Genomic DNA, 22,468 nt, shown 5'->3' on the forward strand with positions numbered 1-22,468 from the left:
CTTTGTCGCTCCTGAATGAAGCCTTACGATCCCGAACGAGCTGAGCTCGATTTCGTCGCAGGTTTGCTAAATCGGCTTGTTTTTCAAGGATGCTCACCGTCGGTACGTTTGTTGGGTTTCGCAACGTCAATTAGCTGAGGTGGTTCTATGTACGTTCAGGATATTCTCCGCGCCAAAGGCGATTCTGTGTATCAGATTTCGCCGGATGCATCGCTGGCAGATGTCGTCGATCGTCTTGTCAAATTCAATGTTGGTTCTCTTATGGTCTGTGAAGACGAGTCCGTTTTGGGCATCATCACCGAACGGGATATTCTGCGGACGATGGCCGTATATGAATGCCCACTGAGCGAATTGATCGTGCGCGATTTTATGACGACTGAGATTGTCGTGGGCACACCGCAAGACGAAGTGTCCGAGGTCATGGGCAAAATGACCAGCCATTGTGTGCGGCATCTCCCCATTATTGATAAAGGCCAACTGGCTGGCATGATCTCGATTGGCGATGTTGTGAAATCGCAGTTCGATATCTTGGCCGTCGAGAACCACTACATGAAGGTTTACATCCAGCAAGGCCAAGACTTGTCTTAAATGGACTAGGTCTGGGACCTGGAATGGTCTATTAATCTCGAACACCTTGTCGCTACGTCCGCATGCGAGCCGTTACTGTGAACGGTCGGAATGCGCAGCGGCAGGGGTTCGTGGATGGCAAGTTGAGCTTGGTCGGCGTTGTCGACCATCGAATCGTGCGTGACCGCACGATGTGTCAACTCAAAGCGACTGCATGTTCGTGAACGTGCAAGAAAATTGGGAAGCGGTAGTACCGCTGTCGTGAATTTTTGTAGAATGACCCCAGCGTCATCAGCGATATCCATTTCTGACTAACGAATCGAAGTCGAACTATGGTCGAACGGTTTGAAGTATCGAAAGGACTCACCATACCGATTGCGGGGCAACCAGCTCAGCAGATCGATGAGAGAGCGGTCCGTCAGGTCGCTTTGGTGGGTAGCGATTATCATGGCTTACGTCCAACGCTTCTGGTCTCAGAGGGAGATGAAGTGAAATTGGGGCAGCCGGTTATGCTCGACAAGCAGACGGAAGGTGTGGTCTTTGTTGCACCAGCCGGCGGTCGAGTGGCGGCGGTCCATCGTGGCGAGAAGCGTCGCTTTCTTTCTTTGGTGATTGATGTTGCTGATTCTGAGTCGGTGGAGCAGCATGAATCATATACTGCAAGTCAGATAGCGAGTCTTTCGCGTCAAAGCGTTGTAGAACGAATTGTGGCAACTGGCTTGTGGCCTGCATTGCGTACGCGTCCATTTGGCAAGATCCCAAGCCCCAATGCAACACCAGCGGCGATCTTTGTCAACGCAATGGACACCAACCCATTAGCGGCGGATCCAGCGCCCATCTTACGAGCGGCTGAAACGAATTTCACTGCAGGATTAAACGCGATCCGCAAGTTGACTGATGGCGAAGTGTTTTTGTGCCGCGCAAAGGGCAGCAGTACTCCGGGCGAAGGTGTAGAGGGAGTCAAGCTGGCGGAGTTTGGCGGGCCGCATCCTGCAGGACTTGTGGGGACACACATGCATTTCTTGAAGCCGGCTTCCGTGCTGCGAACGAATTGGCATTTGAATTATCAAGATGTGATCGCAATTGGGATCGCTTTCTTAGAAGGTCGGCTCGACCCCTCGCGGGTCATTTCACTGGCTGGTCCAGCGGTGGCTAACCCGCGATTGATCTTAACGCGTTTGGGTGCATCGATCCCTGAACTGACCGACGGTGAGCTGAAGTCGGCAGCGGCAGGAGCTGATGATGATAAAGCTGCTTCGCTAACCACGCGAATTGTGTCGGGTTCGGTATTGTGTGGTCGGAGGTTGGAAGAGCATCCAAGCTTCTTAGGCCGCTATCATTTGCAAGTGTCCTGCTTGGTGGAAGGAAACCGTCGCGAGTTGTTTGGCTGGCAGATGCCGGGCTTTGACAAGTTTTCTGCGACGCGTGCCTTTGCTGGTGCATGGACTGGTAGAAAACAATTTGATCTAACAACCAGCAACGAAGGCAGCATGCGAGCCATGGTGCCCATCGGGACGTATGAGAAGGTTATGCCGCTGGATTTGTTGCCCACTTTGTTGCTGCGAGCTTTGATCGTCCGCGATACGGCGCATGCTCAAGAGTTGGGATGTTTGGAACTGGATGAAGAGGATCTGGGGCTGTGTACTTTCGTTTGTCCCGGCAAGTACGATTACCCCGGTATCCTTCGCGATAACCTGTCTATTATTGAGCAAGAAGGATAGTCCGCCTATGAAGTTCCTTCGGAATTTGTTGGATCGAGTCGAACCATGGTTTGCTAAAGGAGGCAAGCTTGAAAAATTGCATCCATTGTATGAAGCGGGCGACACTTTTTTATATACACCAGGTTATGTCACCAAAGGCTTAACACATATCCGCGACGCACTAGATCTCAAGCGCATGATGACGATGGTCGTCGTGGCATTGATACCGTGCACGCTCTTTGGCATGTGGAACTTAGGGTACCAATCCAATCTTGCTATTTCATCTTTGATCGCCAAAGGGATCGAACCAGCGTTTGATTGGCATCACTCGATCCACAGCACGCTGGGCCTAGCGCATAATCCTGGAAGCTTCTTGGATTGCTTTGTGCTGGGAGCGATCTACTTTTTACCGATCTACCTCGTTTGCATGACCGCTGGCGGCATCTGCGAAGTCATCTTTAGTATCGTGCGTCGCCACGAAGTCAACGAAGGCTTCCTGGTTACCGGTTTACTATTTCCGTTGACGTTGCCACCTGACATTCCGCTATGGCAAGTTGCTGTGGGGATCGCTTTCGGGGTGGTGATTGGCAAAGAGATCTTTGGCGGCACAGGACGGAATTTTCTCAATCCAGCCCTAACCGCTCGCTGCTTTCTGTACTTTGCCTATGCCGCTGATATCTCGGGGAATGTGTGGATTGCATCGAATTATGTGAATGAAGCCGCGAAGGTCGATGGCTACTCAGGAGCGACAATCCTTGGTCAACTGGCGAACGCGAATGTTGCCGATTATCCCAATCCGATCGATTCGCTCAGTTACATCGCGACGACCGGCGGTGAGCGCAGCTACACTTGGATGGATGCTTTCATTGGCACGATTCCCGGTTCGATCGGCGAGACCAGTGCGTTATGTTGCTTGATCGGAGCGGCCATCTTAATCGTAACGGGCATCGGCTCTTGGAAGATCATGCTGTCGGTTTGCTTGGGTGCGTTGGGAGTGTCGTCGATCTTCTACGCAGTAGGCAGTGAAACAAATGCGATGTTCGGTGTCTCACCAGCTTGGCATTTTGTCATCGGAGGGTTCGCGTTTGGAACCGTGTTTATGGCAACTGACCCAGTGAGCGCGTCGATGACGGAGACTGGCAAATGGTTCTTTGGCGCATTGATCGGGGGCATGACGATTCTGATTCGAACAGTAAATCCCGCTTTTCCGGAAGGCATTATGTTGGCGATCTTGTTCGCGAATGTCTTTGCTCCTTTCATCGATTACTGCGTTGTCCAAGCCAACATGAAACGGAGGGCTGCACGCTATGCACGCTGATCGAAAAGATTCCATGGCGAACACATTTATTGTGACGATTGTCTTGTGCGTGGTCTGTTCACTGGTCGTCAGTGGCGCCGCCGTGAGCTTGAAGGAGACTCAAGAGAAAAACAAACTGCTGGACCGGCAGAAGAATATTATCGAGGCTGCGGGATTGGCCGAAGACGTTAGCCGATTACAAGCGGACCAGATCACCGGGATGTTCAAGGATGGGACGATCGAGCCGATGATTGTGGATCTGGAGACGGGCGAGTATGTCGACGATCCCGCGATCGCTCAAGAATCATTCGACCAGCGCAAAGCAGCGCGGGACCCGGAAATGAATACGACCGTTGATAACTCGCGATTCAACATTGGCGTGGCAAAACGCGAAAAGTACACCTGGGTCTATCTAGTGCAGGATAAATCTGGGACGCTGCAACAAGTCATCTTGCCGATTTATGGCCAAGGCTTATGGTCAACCATGTACGGGTTTGTAGCCATCGATCGAGATTTAGAAACGATCAATGGTTTGACTTTCTATGAACATGGCGAAACGCCTGGCCTAGGCGGCGAAGTTGACAATCGCAATTGGAAACGCCAATGGGAAGGCAAGAAGATTTGGAAGGGCGAACCAGAGGATTCCAATCTGGCGGCCGGTGTTGCCAAAGGCAGTCCAACTCCTGAAAACCAACCCTACATGGTGGATGGGCTATCCGGCGCAACAATCACCAGTCGCGGTGTAGATCATTTGATCAAGTATTGGCTCAGCAGCGATGGCTTCGGACCGTACTTGCAGAAATTGGCTAATGAACAAGGAGTCAGAGATGCTAGCCCCAGCCCCTAAGCGCGTTTTGCTTAACCCGTTGATCAATGACAATCCGATCACTTTGCAGGTGCTTGGGATTTGTTCCGCGTTGGCGGTAACGACCCAATTGCTTACCGCTACGGTGATGTGTATCGCGGTGATCTTTGTGATCTGCCTTTCAAACGTCACGATCGCTGCGATTCGAAACTATATCCCCAACAGCATTCGCATGATTGTCCAAATGGTGGTCATCGCGTCGCTGGTTATCCTGGTAGATCAAATTTTGAAGGCTTACTTGTTTCAAGTCAGCAAGACGATGAGCGTCTTTGTGGGATTGATCATCACCAATTGCATCGTGATGGGGCGGGCTGAGGGGTTCGCCATGAAGAACTCGGTCTGGTTGAGCTTTCTGGATGGACTGGGCAACGGTTTAGGGTATAGCTTAGTGCTGATCCTAGTCGCTTTTGTGCGGGAACTCTTTGGCTCAGGAACGTTGTTCGGATACACCGTGCTCGCACGAGTGAACGATGGTGGTTGGTATTTGCCGAACGGCTTGATGTTGCTTTCGCCAAGTGCATTTTTCTTGATAGGAATTCTGATTTGGATTATTCGATCTTTCAGACCTGAACAGGTTGAGGAGGCATAAACGCAATGATCATCCATAGCTTCCAGCACTACTTGAGTATCTTTCTGACAGCGGTCTTCATCGAGAATTTGGCGTTGGCCTTTTTCTTGGGGATGTGCACTTTCCTGGCAATCTCCAAGAATGTGAAGACCGCGATTGGTCTAGGGATCGCAGTGATCGTGGTGCAAGGTATCACGGTTCCGGTCAATAACCTTTTGTTTCAATACTTGTTATCCGAAGGGGCGTTGGCCAAGTTCTTGGGGCCTCGATTCGCAGAAGTGGATCTTAGCTTCTTGGGTTTGATCAGTTATATCGGCGTGATTGCTGCAATTGTGCAGATTCTGGAGCTGACGTTAGATCGATTCTTCCCAGCCTTGTACAGCGCGCTGGGTGTCTTTCTGCCGCTGATTACAGTGAACTGTGCCATCTTGGCGGGTTCGCTGTTCATGGACCAGCGCGAGTACGACTTTAGCGAAAGCATGGTGTACGGTGTGGGATCGGTCGCAGGGTGGGCGTTGGCCCTCATCGCGTTGGCTTCGGTCCGAGAAAAGATGCGATACAGCAACGTACCGGCCGGTCTACGTGGCCTAGGTATTACTTTCATTACCGTTGGATTGATCGCGATGGCGTTTATGGCATTTTCTGGCATCCAGCTTTAGAGCGACGGTGGTCCAGCAAATCGCAGACAAACAAGGATTCGATTTCTATTCCGCAAAAGAGATTTTGGATTGAATAACCATGACGGGCATTTCCCTTGTACTACTAGGTGTACTCTTCTTTACGCTAGTCGTACTGGCGCTGGTCGTTCTGATATTGTTAGCCAAGCGTGTTTTGGTTGCTCAGGGCGACGTACAGATTGTTGTCAACGATAGCAAGACGCTGGTGGTCCCGGTCGGCGGCAAGCTGCTGGGTTGCTTGGCAAACAACGGCATCTTCGTATCCAGCGCTTGTGGCGGTGGGGGAACGTGTGCGCAATGCAAAGTCCGCATTGAATCCGGGGGGGGCGAAATTCTGCCAACCGAGCGGAATCATATCAGCAATGCGAAAGCGAAAGAAGGCTATCGCTTGAGTTGCCAAGTGGCTGTCAAACAAGACATGAAGATTGAAGTCCCGCCCGAAGTTTTCGAAACCAAGAAGTGGGAGTGCACGGTTCGATCGAATGACAATGTAGCGACATTTATCAAGGAACTGGTGCTCGAACTACCTGAGGGAGAAGCCGTAAACTTTAAACCCGGCGGCTACATTCAGATCGAAGTACCGCCGCACACAGTCAGCTATAAGGATTTTCTCGTCAGCAAACACTTCCACGAAGATTGGGATAAGTTCAAGATCTGGGAATATATTTCAACGGTTGCCGAACCGGTGTATCGCGCTTACTCGATGGCGAATTACCCTGGCGAAAAAGGCATTATTATGCTGAATGTTCGCATCGCATCGCCGCCGCCGCGAGCGCCAGCAGGCACACCACCCGGCAAAGTCAGCTCGTACATCTTTAATCTAAAGCCGGGCGATAAAGTGACGATCTCGGGGCCGTATGGCGAGTTCATGATCAAAGAGACCGATAACGAGATGGTCTATATCGGCGGTGGTGCGGGGATGGCGCCGCTGCGCAGCCACATCTTCGAACTCTTCAAGAACCGAAAGACAAAACGCAAAGTCTCTTTCTGGTATGGCGGACGCAGTGCTCGCGAACTATTTTACGTCGATCAATTCCAAGCAATCGAGCGCGAGTTTCCGAACTTCAGCTTCCATATCGCTTTATCAGAACCCAAGCCGGAAGATAACTGGACGGGACACGTCGGGTTTATCCATCAAGTCGTGCTTGAGAACTACTTGAAGAATCATCAAGCGCCAGAAGATATCGAGTACTATATCTGCGGACCACCAATGATGAACGCGGCGGTCTTTAAAATGCTCGATGATCTAGGCGTACCACAAAGCAACATCGCTTACGATGATTTCGGTGGCTAAATTGTCGAATCGACTACTGCGACGTTCATTCTTTCTGCTGCTGTTGATGGCAATGATCGTTACTGCCGTCATCTACAAGAAGCCAGAGCGTGGACAGATTCAGCCGGGGGACGATCATGTCGTCTTCCAGGGGCCGACGATGGGTACGACTTACATGGTCCGCTATCGCCCCGCCAATAGCGGGCTGTCGACGCAGAATTTGCAGCCACTGGTCACTCAAGAGTTGGCTGTGGTCAATCAGCAAATGTCGACGTACTTGACTGATTCAGAACTGAGTCGTTTCAATCAGTCGCAATCGCTTGAATGGTTTCCTGTTTCTTCGGAGACGGCTCAAGTGGTTGCACTAGCTCAAGAGCTTGCCAAGCTATCCGATGGAGCATTCGACGTGACAATTGGGCCAGTAGTCAACCTTTGGGGTTTTGGACCAACGGGGGCTCGATCCGATGTGCCAAGCGACTCAGAAATTGCCGAAGCGTTGTCCAACTGCGGTTATCAATCATTGTCCGTTCGATTGGATCCTCCAGCACTGAAGAAGTCGCTTCCGCTACTACAAGTTGATTTGTCGGCGATTGCGAAAGGGCACGGCGCTGATCGCGTGGCAGCGGTGCTGAAAGCCCAGGGACTGGAACATGTCTTTGTTGAAGTGGGGGGGGAAGTCGTTACCTCGGGATATCGAGCTGCTACACAGGCTTGGCAGATCGGCCTGGAAAAGCCATCGACGGATGCTAGGTCGGTACAGGCCGTGGTAGGTTTGTCTGGCGCGGCGCTTGCCACCAGTGGTGATTATCGCAATTTCTTTCAAGTTGCCGATCAAAAGTATTCACACACAATCGATCCCAAGACCGGTCGGCCAGTGAGTCACAAACTTGCCTCCGCCTCCGTGGTTGCGGATAATTGCGCATTGGCCGATGGCATCGCAACCTGCATGATGGTCTTGGGGCCGACCGCAGGTTTAGAGCTGGCACAGGCACAGCAGTGGGCAGTGATGTTAACATACTACGAAGACACAGGGTTTCAGACGATATGTTCCGATCGATTCGCTCAGCAATATCCAGAGTTATGTAAATGAGTGCCGGTACAGCGGGTTAAGCGACAAGCGGCCGAGGTTTTAAGTCAAAGGGGGTGGGAGATGAGTTGGATAAGTTTCGCGGTCGTCTTCGCGATCGCAGCGGCGGTATTCATGATTGTGGTCATTGGCATGGCTGTGGGCGTGATGTTTGGCCGCCAGCAACTGAAGGGCTCATGCGGTGGACTTGCGGGCAAGTTCGACTCTGGTGATTGCTCCAGAGACCGCAGCGGCTGTTCGATGTGTTCTCGCAACCAGCAAGCTAGCTCTTCAGCCAGCGATGAAGCGGCAGCTTCGCGATGATGATGTAATAGCGAGGTGATTCCGCGGACGGTGATGATACCGCAGCCCAATCGCTCGCTGCGGGTACGTGGGCAATGACCAATTGCTTGCAGGTGTTACGAAGTTCTCGCTGCGACTTCTTCGTTCAACCACAAAAAGATCTCTTCGACTATGTCGCCGATGGACTTATCTTCGGTGTTGACCGAGCAGCCTGCACACTCTTCATACAGCGGCGTTCGTTCCTTCATCACTCGGTTCACCTCCTCCAACAGTTCATTGGCATTGGTCAAGCGTGGGCGTCGATCCGCCGTGTTGCTGTCATGCGAAATCCGCTCGGCCAAGGTTTCCGGCCTTGCCTGCAGCCACACCACAAAACCAGATTTGATTACCTCGCGATTGCGAGGGCTGAGTACCGCGCCGCCGCCCAACGAGACAACTAATGCTTCGGGTTTGTTGATTAAACGCGTGATCGATGTCGTTTCTAACTCACGAAACTTCTTCTCGCCCTCCTGGGCAAAGATCTCTTTGATCGACTTGCCAGCGCGTTGTTCAATCCAATCGTCGGTGTCTATCGAGTTCAACTCTAACCGCGTCGCTAATTCGCGAGCGACCGTCGATTTACCGGAGCCTCGATAGCCAATCAAAAAAATATGTTTCATGAATCAGGTAGATTTCTGTCGCTGGGATTGTCTACAAACTTCTTGCTAACGTATGCATGTGCCGTACCACGGTAAACGGCTTTCTCGCCCAATTTGGCAACGATTGAATCCGTGAGCGATTCCAGTCGTTGGTGATGTGCGACCGTTTCTTGATCGAACAGTTGCAATTGCCGCGGCGCGTTCTTTTCCAAAAGTTCGCTGACAGCCACGCCGATCAAACGCACGGGTCGCCGATGGTTTTGATGCATGCTGGTCAATAGTTCGGTTACAGTTGGCCAAAAGTCATCGTAGCTATCGGAAGCATCCTGCAAAGTACGCGACTTATTGTAAGTGACAAAGTCTTGGGTGCGATACTTGATCGAAAGGCATTTTCCGCGACGCTCCGAATTTCGCAAGCGGCGGCACACTTGGTCAGTTAAGAAATTGGCAACCGATAGCAGAATCTCTAGTTCGGTAATGTCCTCAGCAAACGTTCGTTCGTGGCTGACCTGTTTTGCTTGATGGTCCGTCACCACCGGACGCGGGTCAATGCAGTTTGCCAGTTGATGCAAGTGCTTGCACCAATCGCCCAACAGATCAATCGTGGCTGGTGGCAGTTGCCGCAGATCACCAATGGTTTTGATACCATAGCGTTGTAGTTTTGTTTGCGCAACATTGCCCACTCCCCACAAGCGCCCGATCGGCAGCGGATCCAGAAAGCTTTGCATCTCAGCATGCGACACGATGCGGCAGCCGTCAGGTTTGTCGAGATCGCTTGCAATCTTCGCGATAAACTTGAGCGGCGCGGCCCCTACAGAAGCAGTTAGTTGCAGTTCCGTTTGAATCGTGCTCTTGATCTCATGTGCAACGTGCTGGACGCTAGGGAAGTGCCGTAGGGTACCAGACATATCGATGAACGCTTCATCACAAGACAAAGGTTGGATGACCGGTGAGAACCGCTGAAGAATCTCTCGCACTTGTCGTCCCACGGCGCTGTACAGCGCATGGTTTGCTTTGACGAAGACCGCGTTTGGACAAAGCTGAGCGGCCCGATATCCGCTCATCGCAGAATGCACGCCGAACTTGCGTGCTTCATAGCTAGCTGCGGCAACGACGCCCCGGCCTGTTTTCGAGCCGCCAACAATGACCGGCAAACCTCGCAGTTCAGGATGATCGCGCTGTTCGACGGAGGCGAAAAAAGCATCCATGTCAACGTGAAAGATCATAGCGTCAACGACTCCCGCAAGGTAGTAGGCACTCTCCGAGTGCCGTCACAAAGGTACTACACACACCCCGTGTGCCGTCACAAAACTCAACTATAACTTACTCCGCACCGCAACAAAAATCGATCGCCACATCACCGCAACACAGGCTATTTCGACAGCCCCGCCTGCGGTGTCGCGTGCTCGTCTACCGCACTTGTGCCCGCGAGCACCGCTAGCTGTCGCTTCGCCATCGTCGCTATGTCAATCTCCGCAATTAGTTCACTGGTTGTCCGGATGGATCTAGCGATTTGTTGTTTGGGCGGCAGGCCAGCTTGGGCAATCGATTCTAGCTTCGCAATCAAGTCTTGAGCGTTACGAGGTTGGAATAGCCAGCCGTACTGCAATCGCTCGTGCAGTTCAGTAAATGCACCATGAGCTGGCAGTAAGTAGGGAGTTGACGCGGTCACCGATTCTAAAACGAATAAGCCTTTGGGCTCCTCGTACTCAGTGGGGACACACAACAAATCGATCGCATTCAAAAAGCGAACTTTCGCTTCACGGTCCACGCTACCATGATATTTGACGCGGTGGTTCAAGCCTGCGGAGGCCAGTAATTTTTGCTGCTGGTTCCAGAACTCAACATTCTGAGGGCCAAGGTAGCCAGCGATTTCTAGTTTGAGGTGCGAGAATCGAGGCTGGCTGGCCACTGCGATAAACGCCTCCACTAGGTGGTGCAAGCCTTTCTCGCGTGATAGTCGAGCGAAATAGCCGATGGACAGCGAGCCATCCGATGGTACCGGCGTCGGCTGGACAACTGTCGTAAATGAACTAGTTTCAATTCCCAAGGGGACACAGTGGAATTTATTGCGAGGGATCGAAAGCATCTGGCTCATGCGATCGGCGTAGTCGAGCGAATGCGTAATGAAGCCATCAACATACTGGCTAAGCTGCGACATTTTGGAGATCGATTGTTGCCGGTAAGGGTCAGGCAAACTGTTCAAGAAGATATCGTCGCCTTGTAAGACGACCCACAAACTGGACTTCAATCGCTTGCGCAAGTCTGGCAGGATTCCGGTGATCATCATATTCGAGAAAATGATACACTCCGGAGCGACGTCGTTGCTCAGCCAATCGCACAGTCGCGCGGCTTCCTTGCGTTGATTGCCTGCGGAACCTTGCAACATGGATACGGTCAGTTGCCCCAGTAGTTTGGGAGACGTTTTCCCAGTGTTCTTGGTCAGTTGACGCACAAAGCCCGAATTGTTCAGCGGAGCGTCCAGCCAACGCGGCAACCAATTTAGAAACGGTAGCTTCTGCTGTAAGAACACGTTGACTCCGCCAAAGAAGACTTGGTCGATGCTAATGTCTTCTTCATCGGTGCGGATCGGAGTGTACAGTGGAACCAACAAGCACTCGTGACCAAGCCGGATTATCGCTTTTGCTAAAGCGTTATCCAGCATGCACGAACCGCAATACATGCCAGCGGCGCCAGCGGTCAGATAAGCGATCTTCATTAGACGGTGCAAACTTTGACGGCTTCGACCAGCCCTTCAAACGGGTCACGTGTCGGCATGAACTCGTGCACAAAGTATCCGTCGTACGGTGTTTCTGCGACTGCTTTGGCGATAGGCGGATAGTAAATCTCTTGTGATTCGTCCAGTTCATGCCGGCCTGGATTTCCTGCCGTGTGATAGTGGCCGAAATACTGATGGTTATTCTGGATGCTGCGAATGATGTCACCTTCCATAATTTGCATATGGTAGATGTCATACAGCAGTTTGAAGTTATCACTGCCCACACGCTTGACCAGTTCGATGCCCCAATCGCTGCGATCGCACATGTAGTCTGGATGGTTGACGCGAGAGTTCAGCAATTCCATGTTGAGGATGACTTTGTTCTTCTCCGCAATCGGCACGATCTTTTTCAGGGCCTCGACACAATTCTTCATCCCCGTTTCACGATCGATGCCTCGAGCGTTCCCAGAGAAGCAGATCACATTTCGCCAGCCTTCTTTTGCCGTCGCTTCGATGGCGGAGTTTAACTTTTCGAGTGACATGTCATGGTACTTGGGATCACACAGACCGTCGGTTAACGGATGCGAAGTGACCATGGTGCAGACTAAGCCATGTTTCTTGACGATTTCGAACTTGTCAGGCCCTAGCAGATCGATACCAGGCATGCCCAATTTTTTTGCCCACAGGCATTGCTCTTCAAGGGTCGCTTTGCCATCGAAGCACCAACTGCAGAAACCTTGCTTGAGTTTACCGGTCGAGCTGGCAGGAATTGCGTCAACTTGATTTGCGGTTTCTTGCGCAGTTGCGTTTTGAGCGAGACAAAGTGCCGAAGCGGTGACGGCAGAAGTGATACCGAAGTTACGTCGATTCATTTTTTGGATGTGTGATTGAGAGGGCTAGGCAGTCGAGTTTCGCGCGTGGGCAGGCGGTTGGGCGTGGACGATGCGTTGAGTCGCATTGAGGAACGCCCGCTTTAATATGATAGCACACCTCATTTCCAATTTGCAGGAAGCTTGCGAAATTTGGCGACAAGCGTTTGAGGGCCAAAAGGCTATAGCTTGATTGCTTTTCAGGGGTGATTGGATTGTAAGTTTGGGGGAAACCGTGAGCGAGCGGCATCCCTAGATTGGCTGTGTGTGGAAGCTCGGTGATGTTGAAGGCAGGTTTTCGAGGGGTTAGTAGATTCCGGCGCAATGGGTACGAAGAAGTCGAAATGGGTAGAGACCGGGCGCATGGTTTGGACTGGTTGAAGGGGAAAGGATGGATTTTTCCAGTAGGAACAGGGGAACCTTAGACTTCATACCAGAAATCCGTTGGAGCCCCTTTGAGAGAAGCCCGAAAGCCGCTAAAATCCCGCATCAGACAGTTTGCTTTTGAGAGCGACGAACATTTATGAGAAATGAATGTGAGTCCATGAATGAGGCAAGCTAACAAGCGTCCGTAGCTCAATGGATAGAGCACTGGTCTTCGGAACCAGGGGTTGTAGGTTCGAGTCCTACCGGGCGTGCTCATTTCATCCTGCGAACTTAAGGTTACCCGCCAGTTCGCAGAGTGAGAGGATTTCTTATGCGACGACTCAATCGCTGAAATCCCCAGTGTTTGGGGCGTTTTCGATTTTCTAGTCCTCGTTTGCCGCGCTCTCGACGCTCTTACCGCGGGCAGATTTTCCGAATGTTGCTTCCGTCCGAACGGAATTTTCGACCGCGAACTATCGCGCTCTCTTTTTTGTAAGGGGTTGCTTGTTAGAACGCCGATTGCTTCCGAACCACCGAACCCGACCTCAAACTACCCGACCGCCAGGTTAACAGCGGGGCCAAAATGGAGATTTCAGCCAAATAGCACGGCCTGAAAACTGCTCGTTCGCCTGAACTCGCTTGTTTGTTCCTGCAGAACTTCGCCGTCGGAAGTACTATTCGTGCGTTTGATTGCGGAGGATTGCGATGAGCGTTGTATCTGTGACAACCTCCACCCCGACTACTTTGCAATGGTCGAAAACCTCCTTTGCTCCGATATCTTTGTCGATGCTGCAAAGGTAGTTTGCTTTGGAGCGGATCGCTGTCTCAATTACCGGATCGTCGTCTCTATCTCGCGTAACTCGAACCGATTTTGCAGCGTCAACTTCGACGACTAAAGCGACCTGCTAAATAGATCGGACGAAGTCTTCGATTTCGGTGTCGGAGAGACCATGAATTTTTTGCACGCGCGGGTACCGTAATACTTGGTCCAATTCCGCTAACATGAAGTTGGACGTACAGAGCAAATTTCGATCTGAGATCGTGCGGCGCAACAGTTCAGATGCTAGCCCAGAAGGTGAAGCGACAGCACGAACGATGATATTCGTGTCGAGTACGATCTTTGCCATTACTCGTCAACGCTTTGAATAGCTTCGTCGATAGCGGCCTCAATCTCGCTAGGTGCCAAGTCTTGCTGCTCGGCATTCTGATGGGCTTTGAAGAGAAGCTCTTCAATCCGACTTCGAGCAACAGATTTTTCAGCTTCGGTCGGTTCTACCCCCGGGCGATAAGCAAGAACGAAGATCCTTTGGTCAGGAGCCAGATCTCCTCCGACCAGCTCTTCAATAGCGTGACGCTGATTGGGAGTAATGTCGCTAACGGTTCGGTCAACGGATGTTTGGATGGATTGGGTCATGAGTTTTGCTCCTTCTCCAATTATAGCACCTATCCGAATGACAGTCACGTTCAAAGACGAGACCTAGCGGATAAGGCCTTGATTGCCAGCCCTGAGGCAAGCAAGTGAATGCGCCATTGTTGCCGAAATCTATGATGAGATCGATTTTCCCGGCAAGCCAATTGTGCTTTGTCGCAGCCTACTCCATATCTGCCGTTGCTTGTTCCAATCGAACTTTTTGGCGATGGGGCGGATGTCGGCCTCTTTGATTGCGTCACGGCCATGAGTGGTCCCGGGCAGTAAGAGGATCTATTTCAATCGCTTCAAGCGAGGGCGATCCTGCGATGCTTCGATCTTCTTGATCGCTTCATAGACCGCGTTCGCTTTTTGTTCGCTAAGGTGCATTGGGAAATCCTGCTCGCCTTGGTCGAACATCGTGGCAGTTTCTCGTAAGTGAGGGATAACACGCTGAGCTTCGGCTCCGTACGGTATCAGGATTTTTAGAATCTCTGGCGTCCGGTGCTCACTTGCCCAAGGGTTCTGAGTGCGAAGGTAGTCCGCGCTGGCTTGCATCCCTTCCTCGATCTTATGCGAGGCCAACACTTTTAAGCCGTTGAGCCGCACGCCATCAGCAAACATTTCACCACTCGGCGCGGGTTTCTCGATGGCTTCAAGCACGGCGGGCAGAAGCGGCTTGAGTTCATCGTAGCTCAGACGGCTGTAGATCTCACTAATTTCGCTGCGCGCACGACCGTCTTGATTCTGCAGTCCGCGCGCAATGGCAATTCGAAGTCTATCGCGATCGACGCCGTCAAGCGAGTTCGAGCTGTTAAGCATTCTTCCGAAGATGGCGAAGGAAATGAAGCGCTGCTCCATTCCGCGAGGATCATCCGACGACGGTCCTCGAGCAATAAGTTCCAGCATGTCAGGCAATGCAGGCAGCGCAGGTTGGCCAATCGCAGCGAGCGCAGTGGCGGCTCGGACTCGCAGCCAAAGATCGTTGTGATCGAGCGAGCGTTGAAGCTGCGGCACCGCGGATGCCGATTTGCCTCGCAACTCCTCCAACGCATGGCATGCGCCGACACGCGCGTCGGGATTCTCGGAATCAAGCAATGCAATAATCTCGGACAAGGGTGCCTGCGTACGACGAGCGATCGCTGCCGCCGCCCGCTCACGCACAATCGGTGACCATGGGCCGAGTCTCGCGAGAAGTTCACTGTCGTTAAAACTGTCGTAGGTACTCGTGCGGTCTTTATTGTCCCAGCCGCGACCGTCAGCAATAAGGCTTTGCGCTTCCTCGGGTGCAAGCGTTTGTACCGTGCTGGGCTTGCGACCGGTCAGCGAAATCTTCTTGAGCGGCAACGCGTAAGCCAGCAAGTAAGCTCCTCTTGCGTCCCAACCACGGTAGCTATCGTAATCTGGTTCTGGCGGACCTTGATGTGAGAATGAACCATCCCAGCGCCGCGCGAGATCATGATAACTCGCGCCGAATTCTTGCATCCATTTGCCCGTCGCATGTGGCCCGGCCTGCGCGATAGCGGGCAAAGACCACAGCAAACTAAAGTCGTTACCGGTGTGCCCGCAGTCTCGTTCGCTGCCATGCGAGGCCACCGCCATGCGAGTGAAAAACGCCGCGTTATTCGCCTCGTCAAGATGATTGAAAAGAACTGCGGCCATACCGCACTTGCCATTGTCTTCGTGCGTCTCGGTCCAAGCCGCATGGTCACCATAGGGGATCGCTCCTTTCCCAGTGTAGAAGCGCAGGAGTTTTGCGCTGCGTTCGATGGCCCGCTGGACTTCGGCGTCCTTTACACCCGCATCGCGAGCTAGGACCATGCCGATGGTCAGCGGCAGGCCGGGAGCATTCATCATGCCGTAGCCTTGCAAGCGTCCGTCCGGCAGTGCGAAGGTGTGTCCCCACGAACCTACCGCGCTCTGTCCACCCGCGGCTTCCATGGCCAATCGGCGCAGACCAGGCAATACAGAATCATCACCCGTTACCGAGATGTACTCGGCAAGAAAGATCATTACATAGCCGTAGTACCAAGTTCGGAAGTCGCGCGTCGCAAATTCCGCTGCCCACCGCGACTCTCGCTGAACCAGCGGCAGATGGGCTGCATCTCCGCCAGCAAGTAGAGCGAGTGCATTGAGAGAACGCGGTATAGGGTCCTCAGTTTTCGCGTAGTCTGGCTTCGACATCCGCGCCGCAAGTGACTTCAGGCCTTGCGCAAGAATGCGCTGTGATTTGGGGCAGTCATACGGCGCCGTGGCGCTGAACGATCCAAGTACGGGAAGCTTCAACGCGATTTCTTCCGAGTTCCCAGATCGCCATCGTGTGAGCACGAACTTGCCGCCCCCAGCGTCTGTCTCTGCGACCGTGACCGCTTGTCCAAGCTCGGTACGAGGATCATAAGAAAACGGTTTGCCACTTACACCCAGAAGCACATCGCCAACTGCGATATGTCCGTCCGCCGGAGAGCCTGGATCGACCGCGGTGATCGCAATCTGCCGTGCGTCGGAGGTGACCAGTTGGTCACAGTACATCCAACCGCGCAGTCCGGTGGGACCGAGATTCCAATCGTGTTTTGCTGACGCGGGAACGGCATCCCCTTGAGTGAAATCGGGGATCTTTAAAGTCCGCTCATCAGCCGCGACCCATGCAGTTGCAGTAAAGCCGAACCATGCCGCGCCAAACCATGTCGCGCCGATCAATGTGTTTAGCAATAAGCAGACACTTTTTTCTCGCATGATTTTCAGCAGGTTATTTATCATGGCATTGACTGTTCAGCAATTCTTCTATTCTGGTTCTACCAGCATTTGGATGTGCACTTCAACGAACGCTTTGCCCATCGGCATCGGGATGGTTCAGATTTTGGATGTCGAAAAAGTTCGTTGCTGATTGATCCTTGCTCGCATTTCATCGATTGTACCAAGTTCATTGGACCAGAACGGAGCAAGCTGAACTTTTGATGCGCATGATGAAGGCGATAGTACGTTCGCGGCAGGGAAACTAGAAAGAATTTAAAGAAGATGTGTCTGCAGAAATTCGGCGGCTAACATATATTCTTGATCTTGATTGCGGAGAGTTGCAATGAATACTGTATCTGTAAGGCCCTCCAACCCTACTGCGATGCAGTGTTCGATGACTTCCGCAGCTCAAAAAGCAATCCTGAAACCCCGCTGCCTTACAATAGGCACTTAGGAGGCACACTTGCAACGAAGATCTCTTTTCCGGCTCGTCAACGCTCTGCTTCTGTCGACGTTTAGTCCATCCAGGATCTTTGTTGAGGGCAAAACAACTTCGAGTCAAAACCTAGAACAAATTCTGATTATTGGTGCCGGATTGGCGGGGCTGGCTGCGGCGAGAAAGTTAGCTGCAGAGGGGTATCAGGTTAGTATCTTGGAAGGGCGTGATCGGATCGGAGGGCGTCTCTGGACAAGTACGAAGTGGAAGGAACTTCCTCTCGATTTGGGCGCTAGTTGGATACATGGTGTCGATGGCAATCCGCTTACTGATTTAGCACTTCAAGCCAATGCCAAGACTTTGGAAACGAGCTATGACAGAAGCGTTCTCTACAATACCGACGGCCGTGTGCTAACAGCCAAGCAGGAAGAGCAGTTAGAGCGACTGAGAAAACAGTCTCGCGCCGAACTGAGATCGGCCCAGAACCAAGACCCGGATCAAAGCGTCCGGCAAGTTGTCAGTAAACTAGCAACCCGTCTTAAGAATGAGCCAACTACGGTGCGCTTGTTGAACTTCCTTGTCAGTTCGCAGATCGAGCAAGAATATGCCGGCAGCGCCGAGCGACTGTCAGCCCACTGGTATGACAGCGCACAGGCATTCGAAGGAAACGATGTTCTCTTCGCGCAAGGCTATCGCGTTATTGTGGAGCTTCTTGCCAAGGATTTGCATATCAAAACTGGTGAGGTCGTGCGTGAGATTCGCTGGCATGAAAAGCCCGTGCGAGTGATGACCTCGAAAGCTGAATACACTGCAGATAAAGTGCTCGTTACGCTTCCGCTTGGAGTACTGAAGTCCGGAACGGTTCACTTCGATCCTCCGTTACCGGCGTCCAAGCGGAAAGCCATTGCAACGCTTGAAATGGGAGTGCTTAACAAGTGTTATCTCAAATTTGCCAAGTCATTTTGGCCACGCGATATCGATTGGCTAGAGTACATACCGGAAGCGCATGGCGAGTGGACCGAATGGGTTAGCTTGACACGTACTACCGGCGAGCCAGTCCTGCTGGGTTTCAACGCCGGTGTTCGTGGCCATGAAATCGAATCCTGGACCGACCAGAAGATTGTCGCCAGCGCGATGCAAACCTTGAGGACAATTTTTGGAAAGCAGATACCAGAACCTATCGACTATCAAATTACACGTTGGTCCATCGATCCGTTGGCTGGTGGTTCGTACTCCTATAATCCAATCGGTGCAACACCTCAAACGCGAACTCAACTAGCCGAGCCGCTTGACGATGTATTGTTCTTTGCCGGAGAAGCGACCGAGAGCGAGTATTTTGGAACAGCGCATGGTGCTTATCTGTCAGGAGTCCGCGCGGCGGCTGAAATGAACGAAGGATAGGCCCGGTGCAGAACTCTTGCTGCTTAACTTCAACAACTCCTGAATCTAGTTGGAGCACAGAAGCTTGTCCGTTTCGCCACAACTGATGTGCAATGGAGTTTATGCCTAGAATCACATCACGGCGCAAGCCAAACGTGTTCCGAGTTTTAAGATATTAACGCCATGACAAGGCCAGTAACACTGCAGAGAGTGCGACAGCCCGTGCAACAGAGGGCGGCTCTGTTGAGCAAACCAGCCAATACATCTAGTCAAAAGTTGCGGAGAATGCTACATTTGGGACCGTATGGTCCAAAACGGCGGGTTGAGTGACCAGTCCCGGTTCTCCAGGTGACGATCGCAGATGCAAGAGCAGTTACCAAAGCTAGACCCTAGCAAATGGGTATCCGAACACGGAGAAACCCTCTACGCATACGCGATGTCGCGACTGAAAAACGCTGATGCGGCCGAAGATGCCGTTCAAGAAGCACTTCTCGGCGGGCTGAAGAACTTGAGCCATTTTCCTCCGGAAAGCGATGTCGGCCCATGGCTGATGGGAATTCTGAAGAAAAAAGTCGTGGATCGGCAGCGTCAATCAGCTCGGGTGGACACTGCAACCGGTGACGTAGATCCCATCCTCGACACGCTTTTCGACAAAAATGGTCACTGGTCCGAGGCGGCTCGGGCAGCTGACCCGCTTCGCCTGGACTCCCTTGAACAAGCAGAATTCACAGGAATACTGAAGCGTTGCCTGAAGGGCCTGCCGCCGAATCAAGCTGCTGTTTTCGTTGGTCGCGAGCTAAATGAGCGAAATCCAGAAGATTTGTGTAAGGAACTTGGTGTAAGTTCGACAAACTTATGGGTGCTCATGCATCGAGCTAGGCTTCGCCTTGCTGAGTGCATTCGTGCGAGATGGGCGATGGGGGAGGCCTAATATGCTCAACTGCAAAGACATGACGAAACTGATCTCCGATTCTTTGGAACGAAAGATATCGGTTCGTCAGCGCATGGAGCTCTGGCTTCACATTATGATGTGCGGCATGTGCCGACGGTTTCGTTCCAACATCATCGAACTCCGCAAACGCGTCCGTGGCTCAAAAGGTCTTCTGGATCAATCCGATATTGGCCCAGCTCCTCTACCACCTGCGACGAAAGCTCGGCTCGAAGAGGCGGTCAAACGGCAGCTCGGCTAAATCCATTCAGCCGAGTCCAAGCATGCCTTCTTCGTTATCGGCAACTTCGGCTCGTGACCGAACCGGAGCAACTGCTTATCGGTGCCGATGAAAAGACTTGAGTTGAACCGTAATGCATGGTGTATGGGGAATACGAAGTTGAGCTCGGTACCGGGTAGTACGCGTTATGAATTGGTTGCGGTGAACTCGTCACGCTCGAACCCATGACAACCGGATACTGAGTTACCGAATAGGTCGAGTGATTCATGATCGGTGCGGCTGATGACACAACCGGAGCCGCAGCGCTACGTGCCGAACAGCTACCATTTGCACAAGTCTGTCCTGTAGCGTAAGTGCCACTCGAAAGCGATCTGACGTTCGAGCCTTGATAGTAGCCGCCAATTGGCTGACTGCTTCGGTAGCTGCCTGATGGAAAAGCTGGCGACGAGGCTGCGGGCGACGAGTAACCGCCACGCCAATTATCGATATTACTGGCGCTTTGCGCAAACGCAGACGTCGCACAAAGGGCTGAGGCCAACAACAGGGCAAGCGAGAAAAGCGGATTTCGAAACACGGTGCATTCCTTCTGTGAAGTTGAATCTGTACAGGCTCCCTTCTGAGCCTGCTGCCTAGAGGCACGAGCATTTTGCCGATCGCTCCCCTCGGGCTCTGTGTGATTTCACACATTCAGAAATATTTGTTTAACCGCATGGGCAACGCCCTGCGTTTCATCAACCCAATCGCGGCCCGCTGGGCACGCGGTTAAACAAATTCTTCGTCGTCGCTGTAAGGTGCGAGGCTCTGCGCCGACAGTCAGATAGTCAGCAGTGGATTCGTTGGAGAATTGCTGCGCATTTCGGCGCAAATCAAGGGAACAAATTATGACCATTCGGCTTCGACACAAGTTAGTTTTTGCTTTGGGATTGTCTTCAGCACTGGGGCTTTCATCGCTCGCATGGGCTCAATCAGGTACAAAGGCTCCGGCGGGATCTTCGAAAACAGTTGTGCAAGGAAGCGGCACAGCAAAGAAAGAAGCAACAGTCGCTCTGAGCGGCTATTGCCCTGTCTGCGTGATCGAAATGAAAAAATGCGTTAAAGGCGACAATCGTTTTGCTGTGGTACAAGACGGCAAGACATACTTGTTCCCAAGCGACGAGCAAAAGCAAATGTTCGTCAAAAATCCCGACAAGTACACGCCTGCGTTGGGCGGTAAGTGCACCGTCTGTCTCGTAGAAATGGGTAAGACGGGAGATGGCTCAGTGCAGTTCGCCACGATGCACGAAGGAAGACTCTTCCTTTTTCCAGGCGACGAACAGAAGCAGATGTTTCTAAAGAACCCAGCCAAATACGCCAACGTGGATCTTGTGGCACAGGGACAATGCACCGTCTGCCGAGTTGAAATGCAGAAAGAAGTTCAGGGAAAGCCGGAGTTCGCAGCCATCCACAAGGACATGCGATATTGGTTCCCGTCCGAAGATCAGCTCAAGATGTTCGTCTCGAATCCGGCCAAGTACGAGGTCAAGTAGGGCTTTTTACGAACACCTCGTGTCTTGGAATCGCGGTCCGTGTTGCTCGCGAGTTTTCATGTGATGCATGCCCAGCGAGATGCTCTCAGCAGCTCGCCGGGCTCGCCGTCATAGAGAAGCAATCGTCGCGACTCAAATCACTGCAGTCCAAGCATGCACTCTGGATATTCTGACATCCATGCAAGAACGAATCTGGTACCTCAAGTCAAGCCAATTGCTGGAGATGTTTGACGCCGATCAACTCGCGGCGATCGAACGTCAATCTCGGTGGAAGAAGTATTCTCGAGGTACACCCATCTACTTGCCAGGCGAAGACGCTGACTCGGTCTACATTGTCTCCGAGGGATTAGTGAAGCTCTGCCACCTGACTGCTGATGGCAAAGTATCCACGCTGGCGTTCATCAAGATCGGCGAAGTCTTCGGCGAATTGTCGCTGTTAGAGTCGGGTAATCGTGGCGAGTACTGTGAGGCCGCGGCGGACACAACAATCATTCGCATTCCTCGCGAGACGTTGCTGCCATACATGGATGTGAACATGCAATTCGTAGTAGCCATCACGAAGATCGTCGGATTTCGCAGGCGACGAATCGAGAACCGACTTAAGAGCCTGTTGTTCTCGTCCAACCAACAGCGGCTCGCCCATTTGCTGCTCGACTTGGCGGAGCAGTTTGGATCGGCAGTTGACGATGGCATTCGAATTGGCCTCAAGCTCTCTCACCAGGAACTAGCGAACTTGATCGGCACCACACGCGAAACGGTAACGATCATGCTGGGCAAATTGAAGGCAGATGGCATGATCGGCGGTAAGCGAGAAAGCGTTGTACTCACGGACATTTTGCGACTGGCATCCTCAGTCGATCGCGAGTGGCATGGGCTAAAATAGCTTAGCGACAAATTCAGTGCCATTG

Annotated in this window: 21 protein-coding genes and 1 tRNA gene; 15 read left to right on the top strand and 7 right to left on the bottom strand. The window is 52.3% G+C overall.

Annotated elements, in window-relative coordinates; translation table 11 throughout:
• Window positions 1-147 precede the first annotated feature (147 nt).
• The 9 genes from SH302x_RS15760 to SH302x_RS15800 all read left to right on the top strand — a co-directional run bounded on the left by SH302x_RS15760 (window position 148) and on the right by SH302x_RS15800 (window position 8,337).
• Complete coding sequence (locus SH302x_RS15760) at window positions 148-588, top strand: CBS domain-containing protein (protein WP_479363354.1); 441 nt, start codon at window positions 148-150, stop codon at window positions 586-588.
• Window positions 589-899: 311 nt separating this feature from the next.
• Complete coding sequence (locus SH302x_RS15765) at window positions 900-2,288, top strand: Na(+)-translocating NADH-quinone reductase subunit A (RefSeq protein WP_479363355.1); 1,389 nt, start codon at window positions 900-902, stop codon at window positions 2,286-2,288.
• Window positions 2,289-2,295: 7 nt separating this feature from the next.
• Window positions 2,296-3,585, top strand: coding sequence for an NADH:ubiquinone reductase (Na(+)-transporting) subunit B (locus SH302x_RS15770; protein WP_479363356.1), 1,290 nt, complete (start codon window positions 2,296-2,298; stop codon window positions 3,583-3,585).
• Between the two features lie 13 nt (window positions 3,586-3,598).
• Complete coding sequence (locus SH302x_RS15775; protein WP_479363357.1) at window positions 3,599-4,411, top strand: Na(+)-translocating NADH-quinone reductase subunit C; 813 nt, start codon at window positions 3,599-3,601, stop codon at window positions 4,409-4,411.
• A complete protein-coding gene (locus tag SH302x_RS15780) occupies window positions 4,392-5,018 on the top strand; it encodes an NADH:ubiquinone reductase (Na(+)-transporting) subunit D (RefSeq protein WP_479363358.1) in 627 nt (208 codons plus the stop codon). Before SH302x_RS15775 ends, SH302x_RS15780 begins: the two co-directional genes overlap by 20 nt.
• A 5-nt stretch (window positions 5,019-5,023) precedes the next feature.
• Window positions 5,024-5,656 carry an NADH:ubiquinone reductase (Na(+)-transporting) subunit E gene (gene nqrE, locus SH302x_RS15785; RefSeq protein ID WP_479363359.1) on the top strand — a complete coding sequence of 211 codons (633 nt, stop codon included), beginning with the start codon at window positions 5,024-5,026 and terminating at the stop codon, window positions 5,654-5,656.
• A 79-nt stretch (window positions 5,657-5,735) separates the two neighbouring features.
• Window positions 5,736-6,968: an NADH:ubiquinone reductase (Na(+)-transporting) subunit F gene (nqrF, locus tag SH302x_RS15790; protein WP_479363360.1), complete on the top strand. Its 1,233-nt coding sequence runs from the start codon at window positions 5,736-5,738 to the stop codon at window positions 6,966-6,968.
• Window positions 6,961-8,037 carry an FAD:protein FMN transferase gene (locus tag SH302x_RS15795; RefSeq protein ID WP_479363361.1) on the top strand — a complete coding sequence of 359 codons (1,077 nt, stop codon included), beginning with the start codon at window positions 6,961-6,963 and terminating at the stop codon, window positions 8,035-8,037. The genes nqrF and SH302x_RS15795 overlap by 8 nt, the downstream gene beginning before the upstream one ends.
• 60 nt (window positions 8,038-8,097) lie before the next feature.
• Window positions 8,098-8,337 carry a hypothetical protein gene (locus tag SH302x_RS15800; protein ID WP_479363362.1) on the top strand — a complete coding sequence of 80 codons (240 nt, stop codon included), beginning with the start codon at window positions 8,098-8,100 and terminating at the stop codon, window positions 8,335-8,337.
• A 95-nt stretch (window positions 8,338-8,432) separates the two neighbouring features.
• Here SH302x_RS15800 and SH302x_RS15805 read toward each other — a convergent pair whose 3' ends face one another.
• The 4 genes from SH302x_RS15805 to SH302x_RS15820 all read right to left on the bottom strand — a co-directional run bounded on the left by SH302x_RS15805 (window position 8,433) and on the right by SH302x_RS15820 (window position 12,545).
• On the bottom strand, window positions 8,433-8,975 hold the full coding sequence (locus tag SH302x_RS15805; protein WP_479363363.1) for a shikimate kinase: 543 nt from the start codon (window positions 8,973-8,975) through the stop codon (window positions 8,433-8,435).
• Window positions 8,972-10,180, bottom strand: coding sequence for a DNA polymerase IV (dinB, locus tag SH302x_RS15810; protein ID WP_479363364.1), 1,209 nt, complete (start codon window positions 10,178-10,180; stop codon window positions 8,972-8,974). The genes SH302x_RS15805 and dinB overlap by 4 nt, the downstream gene beginning before the upstream one ends.
• A gap of 146 nt (window positions 10,181-10,326) precedes the next feature.
• Window positions 10,327-11,673, bottom strand: a complete 1,347-nt coding sequence (locus tag SH302x_RS15815; protein ID WP_479363365.1) for a glycosyltransferase family 4 protein — start codon at window positions 11,671-11,673, stop codon at window positions 10,327-10,329.
• On the bottom strand, window positions 11,673-12,545 hold the full coding sequence (locus SH302x_RS15820) for a hydroxypyruvate isomerase family protein (RefSeq protein ID WP_479363366.1): 873 nt from the start codon (window positions 12,543-12,545) through the stop codon (window positions 11,673-11,675). Before SH302x_RS15820 ends, SH302x_RS15815 begins: the two co-directional genes overlap by 1 nt.
• Before the next feature lie 562 nt (window positions 12,546-13,107).
• Here SH302x_RS15820 and SH302x_RS15825 point away from each other — a divergent pair.
• Window positions 13,108-13,180: transfer RNA gene (locus SH302x_RS15825), tRNA-Arg, on the top strand.
• A 633-nt stretch (window positions 13,181-13,813) separates the two neighbouring features.
• Here SH302x_RS15825 and SH302x_RS15830 read toward each other — a convergent pair.
• From SH302x_RS15830 to SH302x_RS15840, 3 genes are all read right to left on the bottom strand, one after another.
• Complete coding sequence (locus tag SH302x_RS15830) at window positions 13,814-14,035, bottom strand: putative toxin-antitoxin system toxin component, PIN family (protein ID WP_479363367.1); 222 nt, start codon at window positions 14,033-14,035, stop codon at window positions 13,814-13,816.
• Complete coding sequence (locus tag SH302x_RS15835) at window positions 14,035-14,322, bottom strand: hypothetical protein (protein WP_479363368.1); 288 nt, start codon at window positions 14,320-14,322, stop codon at window positions 14,035-14,037. The genes SH302x_RS15830 and SH302x_RS15835 overlap by 1 nt, the downstream gene beginning before the upstream one ends.
• A 288-nt stretch (window positions 14,323-14,610) precedes the next feature.
• A complete protein-coding gene (locus SH302x_RS15840; protein WP_479363369.1) occupies window positions 14,611-17,073 on the bottom strand; it encodes a DUF6288 domain-containing protein in 2,463 nt (820 codons plus the stop codon).
• Window positions 17,074-17,512: 439 nt separating this feature from the next.
• Here SH302x_RS15840 and SH302x_RS15845 point away from each other — a divergent pair, with 439 nt between their 5' ends.
• From SH302x_RS15845 to SH302x_RS15865, 5 genes are all read left to right on the top strand, one after another.
• Entirely contained in the window at window positions 17,513-18,886 is a 1,374-nt protein-coding gene (locus SH302x_RS15845; RefSeq protein WP_479363370.1) for a flavin monoamine oxidase family protein, read from the top strand.
• A gap of 340 nt (window positions 18,887-19,226) precedes the next feature.
• On the top strand, window positions 19,227-19,796 hold the full coding sequence (locus tag SH302x_RS15850; RefSeq protein ID WP_479363371.1) for a sigma-70 family RNA polymerase sigma factor: 570 nt from the start codon (window positions 19,227-19,229) through the stop codon (window positions 19,794-19,796).
• Window position 19,797: 1 nt separating this feature from the next.
• Window positions 19,798-20,055 carry an anti-sigma factor family protein gene (locus SH302x_RS15855; RefSeq protein WP_479363372.1) on the top strand — a complete coding sequence of 86 codons (258 nt, stop codon included), beginning with the start codon at window positions 19,798-19,800 and terminating at the stop codon, window positions 20,053-20,055.
• An 860-nt stretch (window positions 20,056-20,915) separates the two neighbouring features.
• Window positions 20,916-21,560, top strand: coding sequence for a hypothetical protein (locus SH302x_RS15860; protein WP_479363373.1), 645 nt, complete (start codon window positions 20,916-20,918; stop codon window positions 21,558-21,560).
• Window positions 21,561-21,738: 178 nt separating this feature from the next.
• Window positions 21,739-22,443, top strand: a complete 705-nt coding sequence (locus SH302x_RS15865) for a Crp/Fnr family transcriptional regulator (RefSeq protein WP_479363374.1) — start codon at window positions 21,739-21,741, stop codon at window positions 22,441-22,443.
• The last annotated feature ends 25 nt before the right edge of the window (window positions 22,444-22,468 follow it).

This window comes from Njordella calcicola (assembly GCF_056494125.1).